The 5,690-nt window shown below is 60.6% G+C and carries 4 protein-coding genes and 1 pseudogene; 2 read left to right on the plus strand and 3 right to left on the minus strand.

What is annotated here, in order from left to right; all coding sequences use genetic code 11:
• On the minus strand, positions 1 to 357 hold a 357-nt coding region (locus tag AUC71_RS21005; RefSeq protein ID WP_244500850.1), incomplete at its 3' end, for a hypothetical protein.
• An 85-nt stretch (positions 358 to 442) separates the two neighbouring features.
• Positions 443 to 3,122, minus strand: a pseudogene (locus AUC71_RS07600) (nitrate/nitrite transporter); the annotation flags it as partial.
• A gap of 502 nt (positions 3,123 to 3,624) precedes the next feature.
• Between AUC71_RS07600 and AUC71_RS07605 the strand changes: the two are divergent.
• Positions 3,625 to 4,356: a cytochrome b/b6 domain-containing protein gene (locus AUC71_RS07605; RefSeq protein ID WP_244500849.1), complete on the plus strand. Its 732-nt coding sequence runs from the start codon at positions 3,625 to 3,627 to the stop codon at positions 4,354 to 4,356.
• 175 nt (positions 4,357 to 4,531) lie between these two features.
• Here the strand turns inward: AUC71_RS07605 and AUC71_RS07610 are convergent, their stop codons facing one another.
• A complete protein-coding gene (locus tag AUC71_RS07610) occupies positions 4,532 to 4,963 on the minus strand; it encodes an RrF2 family transcriptional regulator (protein ID WP_069623786.1) in 432 nt (143 codons plus the stop codon).
• 148 nt (positions 4,964 to 5,111) lie between these two features.
• Here AUC71_RS07610 and AUC71_RS07615 point away from each other — a divergent pair, with 148 nt between their 5' ends.
• Complete coding sequence (locus tag AUC71_RS07615; RefSeq protein WP_158007750.1) at positions 5,112 to 5,621, plus strand: cytochrome P460 family protein; 510 nt, start codon at positions 5,112 to 5,114, stop codon at positions 5,619 to 5,621.
• The last annotated feature ends 69 nt before the right edge of the window (positions 5,622 to 5,690 follow it).

Here is a 5,690-nt window from a genome sequence, read left to right on the forward strand (position 1 = left end):
CGTATTGTTGAAATCATCGGGCCCGAGCTCGACGACGAACTCGCCTTCGACGCCGGCGCGGAAGCCATGGAAGAAGCCAGACTCGACGCCGGTCTTGTTCCGCAAGGTCGAAGCGCGCGCGTCTTTCGTCAGGTTGGCCTGGTCCACATACTCATAGCGGTAGCGCGTGTCGGTCCAGAACTTGCCCTTGAAGAAGCTCTCATGGGGAGCCTGATAGCGCGTCGGCGCCCCCTGTTGCGGATCGTAGTCGGGGCTCTGCGCGAACGCCGAAGCACCGGAACCCGCAACCGCCAAACTCAAACATGCGGCTGCGTACAGAGAGCGTGCCGCGAAACGCTGACCCCAGACCGGGTTCATTTGCAGGCCCCTGCCGGAACGGGCGAATGGACGGGCCGTCCGGCGCCTTCTTTCCTGCGCCGCTGCCAGAGCCCTTGGGGCCACCCCTTTCGATGTCATGGAGCAGACCGCCACGGCGGGTGTAGACCCACCAGGTGGCCGCGACGCACGTGACGTAGAAGAGCACGAAGCCCCACAGCGCTAGTTCGGGACCGCCAGAAACGTCGATCGAGCTGCCGTAAGCCTTGGGAATAAAAAAGCGCCGTAGGCGCGATTGCCGAGGTGAAGCCGATGATCGCCGCAGATTCCTTGTCAGCCTGGCGCATCTGCTCGGCGACCGGAGCATCGGGCATCAGGCGGCCGATCTCTTTGCGCATGATCGACGGGATCATCTGAAAGGTTGAGGCATTGCCAACGCCGGTCGCGAAGAACAACACCAGGAACATCGCGAAGAAGCCCCAAAAGGCGCCGGGTTGGTCCTTGATGCCGAGGAAGAACAGCACCCCGCCGACAGCGGCGATCATGACTACGAACACCCATAAGGTGACGCGGCCGCCGCCCCAGCGGTCGGCGATCCAACCTGAGGCGGCGCGTGACAGAGCGCCGACCAAGGGCCCCAAGAAGATAAAGGGCAGCGAGTTCACGTCGGGGAACTGCGTCTTGGCGAGAAGGGGGAAGCCAGCGGAATAGCCGATGAAGGATCCGAAAGTGCCGGTATAGAGCCAGCACATGATCCAGTTGTGCTTGCGCTGGAAGATGACGGCCTGCTCGTTAAACGAGGCCTTCGCCGAAGCGATGTCGTTCATCCCGAACCAGGCGGCGATGGTGGTGATAAGCAGGAAGGGCACCCAGATGAAGCCCGCGTTCTGCAACCACAGGCGCGTGCCGTCCGTGGCCGTTTGCGGTTCGCCGCCGATCACTCCAAAGACGCCAGCAGTGATGACCAGCGGCACGACGAACTGCACCACGCTGACACCGAGATTGCCCAGGCCGGCATTGAGGGCAAGCGCGTTGCCTTTTTCCTTCTTGGGGAAGAAGAAGCTGATATTGGCCATCGAGGAGGCAAAGTTGCCGCCCCCAAAGCCGCAGAGCAGCGCCAAGACGAGGAAAATGAGATAGGGCGTGCTCGGATCCTGCACGGCGTAGCCGATGCCGAAGGCCGGCACCAGCAGTGACGCCGTCGTCAATGCCGTCCACAAGCGGCCGCCGACGATGGGCACCATGAAGGAATAGAAAATGCGGAAGGTCGCGCCGGATAGGCCAGGCAGGGCGGCCAGCCAGAAAAGTTGATCGGTCGTGTAAGTGAAGCCGACCGCCGGGAGCTTGGCGACCACGACGCTCCACACCATCCACACCGCGAAGGCGAGGAGGAGAGCGGGCACGGAGATCCATAGATTGCGCCGTGCGATCCGTCGTCCCGTCGTTTCCCAGAAGGCTTTGTCCTCCGGCCGCCAATCCTCGATCAGCCCATGCTGCTTGTGGTGCTCCTCGGTGTGCGCGTGCTCCAGCTCGGCGAACGGAGGCATGGCCCCAAGTACTTCGCCCGCGGCGCGCTGCTCCATGTGACGAATGGAGAAGTGCATCCAGGCGAGGGAGACACAAACGATGAGGAAGAGCAGCATGAAGCAGCTCGTCCAGATATTGGTGAGGTCGGCCATCACGCCGAAGGCGATTGGCAGGACGAAGCCGCCCAGCCCACCAATCATGCCGACCAGTCCGCCGACAGATCCGACATTGGCGGGGTAATAGACGGGGATGTACTTGTAGACCGCTGCCTTGCCGAACGACATGAAAAAGCCCAGCACAAAAATCGTCATCACGAACGGGATGAGGTTCATTTGGGTCGAGAAGGCAATCGGTCCATCGATACCGTGGATGACGTAATCGGTGTTCGGGTAGGACAGCATCAGGAGGCAGACCAACGAGACACCGAAGGTCCAGTACATGACCGCACGTGCGCCATAGCGGTCCGATAGATGCCCGCCATAGGCGCGGAACAAGCTCGCCGGAATCGAAAAGGCCGCGGCGAGCATGCCGGCGGTTTCAATTCCAACTCCATAGACGCCGATCAGATAGCGGGGGAGCCACAGAGCGAGGGCGACAAAGCCGCCGAACACGAAAAAGTAATAAAGAGAGAACCGCCAGACTTGCTGATGGCGGAGTGGCGCCAGCTGGAGCATTACCGAGCGCGGTTTTTCCTGTCGCGCCCGACGGGCCTTGAGCTCGGGATCGTCCTCGGTCGCAAGCCAGAAAATGATCGCCGTGACCGCCAGCGCCGCGGCCCAGACCACCGCAACCATCTGCCAGCCAAAGGCGACGAGGACGAAGGGAGCGAGAAACTTGGTGACGGCCGCGCCGACATTGCCGGCGCCGAAAATGCCGAGCGCCGTGCCTTGTTTAGACGGCGGGTACCATTTGGAGACGTAGGCGATGCCGACGGCGAAAGAGCCGCCGGCCAGCCCGACGCCGAGCGCGGCGACGAGCATCCACGGATAGGTCGTAGCGAAGGAGAGAAGAAAGGTGGCTATGGCCGCCGCCACCATGGTCAGCACATAGACGATGCGGCCGCCATATTGGTCGGTCCAGATGCCGAGGAATACGCGGCTGAGCGATCCGGTCAGTATTGGCGTGCCGATGAGGAGGCCGAATTCGGTCTCGTTGAGGCCGAGGTCTTGTTGGATACGCACGCCAATAATGGCGAAGATCGTCCACACGGCGAAGCACACCGTGAAGGCTATGGTCGAGAGCCAAAGGGCCCGGTCCGCGCCCGGAGCCGCATGCCGCATGACCTGGTCCTCCCCTCGTCGCGCCGTCACTCCGGCTATGCGTCAACCTAGCGGGCCGGGTCGGTGGCCAATTTGATCCCCATCAAGCCCAGTACCGGAAGATGAAAGGCAGTCAGCGGCCCCCTTGCACGCATTCTCGCGGCGGATACGGAATGATCGGGCGCGCGAGGTCCTCCAGAGAGGGCGCCCTACGAGAGTACGTGGAAGCCTCTACACGCTATGCCGGTCAACTGCGCCGCGACCCGGACGCGGGGGGCGGGCCACGAAGGAGACGCCTATCTGATAAATAGAACGCTACCGAGATAGACGCGACGTTGCTGAAGCGCAATTTGCTCGTCAAAACTGAGCACATGGGCTTTTGGCACGTTGCCGACATGCCGCAACATTGCCGCGAAGGGTCTGTTTCTGGCCCGATGAGCACATGTCAGACCGTGTGCAGTTGGGGTCGTTCCCCGTTGACGTCGATCAATGTGCGACCAGAGATGCAAACGCATTTTGTCCTATGATGACGAACCTTAAATCTTATGTGGTTTGGGACGGTCCGACGCGTTGGTTCCACTGGATCAACGTTGTTTGTGTCCTTGCTCTGGCCGTCCTCGGCACGGCCATCCTTTACAGCGAGGATCTGGGCGTCACGGACGACGGCAAGATTCTCTTGAAAACCACTCACGTCTGGTTCGGCTACGTCTTCGCGGTAAACTTGGGTTGGCGCGTCGCCTGGGCCTTCTTCGGCAACCGGCAGGCAAGGTGGTCCGCTATCTTCCCTTTCCGGCCTGGTTGTGGAACCGCGTTCAGGACTTATGTTCGTGGACTGATCCGAGGAGATGGGCGCCCCTATCTCGGTCACAATCCCGTCGCGCGCCTGATGGTCTCGCTGCTTGTTCTCCTCCTTGTCGTGCAGGCCGTCACGGGCCTCGTTCTCGCCGGGACCGACATCTACTACCCACCGTTTGGGTACTGGTTTGCCAACTGGGTTGCGGCACCGGGTGTCGACCCCTGGGCACTTGTGCCCTACGACAAGACGGGCATCGATGCGGCATCTTGGGATGCGATGCGCGCCTTCCGATCACCGTTTGTGACGGTGCACTACTGGAATTTCTACGCGCTTCTGTTCCTGATCGTGATTCATATCGTCGGAGTGGTTGTGACTGAGTTGCGGGAAGGCGGGGGGCTGGTTTCCGCGATGTTCACGGGGCGGAAGGTATTTGATCGGGAACCGGTGGACGATGTCTGAGTAATGTCCGTTGCTGGCCACAGCAGACGTCGCTGGTTAAGCTTTAACATCTGCTAATAGACCCTAAACGGGGAAGCATGATATTCTTGTCCGCCGTCCCGCGTTCAATCAGCTCCAAGGCAGTCGATCTCAGATCACAAGCCAAGGCGCGCCTGTGGAGCGCCCCCCTGAAGAGCTAATTCGCCCCAAGACGGCGGGCCAAGCCCGTGCGGTTGATCGCAAGCTCCGAGAGCGTCCATTCATCGAGGACCTGCAGGTAGGCGTCGAGCGCGTCGCGGAGTGCGCCCTGCAGACCGCACACAGGCGTAATGCAACACGTTGTTTTCGACCGGAAGCATTCGACGAGGTCGAAGTCCTCCTCGGTCCCGCGAACCACGGCACCCACGGAAATCTCTTCCGGCGGAAGCGCCAGCCGAATGCCGCCATTGCGCCCACGCAACGTCTCGACGAAGCCGAGATGCGCCAGCCGCTGTACGACTTTCATGATGTGATTGTGCGAAATGTCATAAGCGGCGGCGATCTGCTCGGCCGTTGCCAGGCGGTCGGGGAAAGCTGCCAGGTACATGAGGACACGCAGCGAATAATCGGAATGCAGGGTAAGCCTCATTGGACTCTCCATGAGGAGGAACTGTTCCTCGCCGAAGGGTGAAGTCTGCCGGAAAAACGTCCTTGAATGCTATGCCCGAAAAGAGGTATTCTACATACCTATTATAGCCGCAGATCAACTGCGGGGTCATTCGAGATGGGAGGTCTCCATGATACGCAAGGCTTCTGCCTTAATGCTGGGGCTCGGCCTGATTGCAACGGCAGCGCTTGCCGATGAGCAGCGCATTTCGTTTCCCGCCAACTACAAGACCCAGTTTCAGAACTATCTGAGTCTCGATCGGGTGCAGAACGACGATCAGATCATCCGGCTGTTTGCGAACGACGCGGCCATCGAAGCCGCGAAACAGGGGCGGGAGCTCCCCTATGGTTCGGTCATCGTCGGCGAGGTCTACAAGGCGAAGACGGATGAGGACGGCAAGGTCGTCACAAGCTCCCTCGACCGGCGTATTCGCGACAAACTCGCCGCGATTGCTGTCATGGAGAAGGGCGAAGGGTGGGGTGACAAGTTCCCTGAGAATCTGAGAAACGGCGATTGGGACTTTGCCATTTTCTCGCCGGGCGGCGAACGCTTGAACAAAGACCTCAACGCGTGCCGGTCGTGTCACGCTCCGCTGGCAAAGACGCAACACCTCTTCTCGCTGGAGCACCTGGCACAGTAAAGCGAAAAGAATCCACAGCGGGGGATTGGAGGTGATGGCGCAGACCATCAAGTTGATGCCGCGCACCTC

This window comes from Methyloceanibacter marginalis, assembly GCF_001723295.1.
GTDB lineage: Bacteria > Pseudomonadota > Alphaproteobacteria > Rhizobiales > Methyloligellaceae > Methyloceanibacter > Methyloceanibacter marginalis.

Bases quoted from the DNA above. Each gene is read 5' to 3' on its own strand.
- AUC71_RS07605 (WP_244500849.1), top strand. From the start codon at position 3,625: ATGATGACGAACCTTAAATCTTATGTGGTTTGGGACGGTCCGACGCGT.
- AUC71_RS07610 (WP_069623786.1), bottom strand. From the start codon at position 4,963: ATGAGGCTTACCCTGCATTCCGATTATTCGCTGCGTGTCCTCATGTAC.
- AUC71_RS07615 (WP_158007750.1), top strand. From the start codon at position 5,112: ATGATACGCAAGGCTTCTGCCTTAATGCTGGGGCTCGGCCTGATTGCA.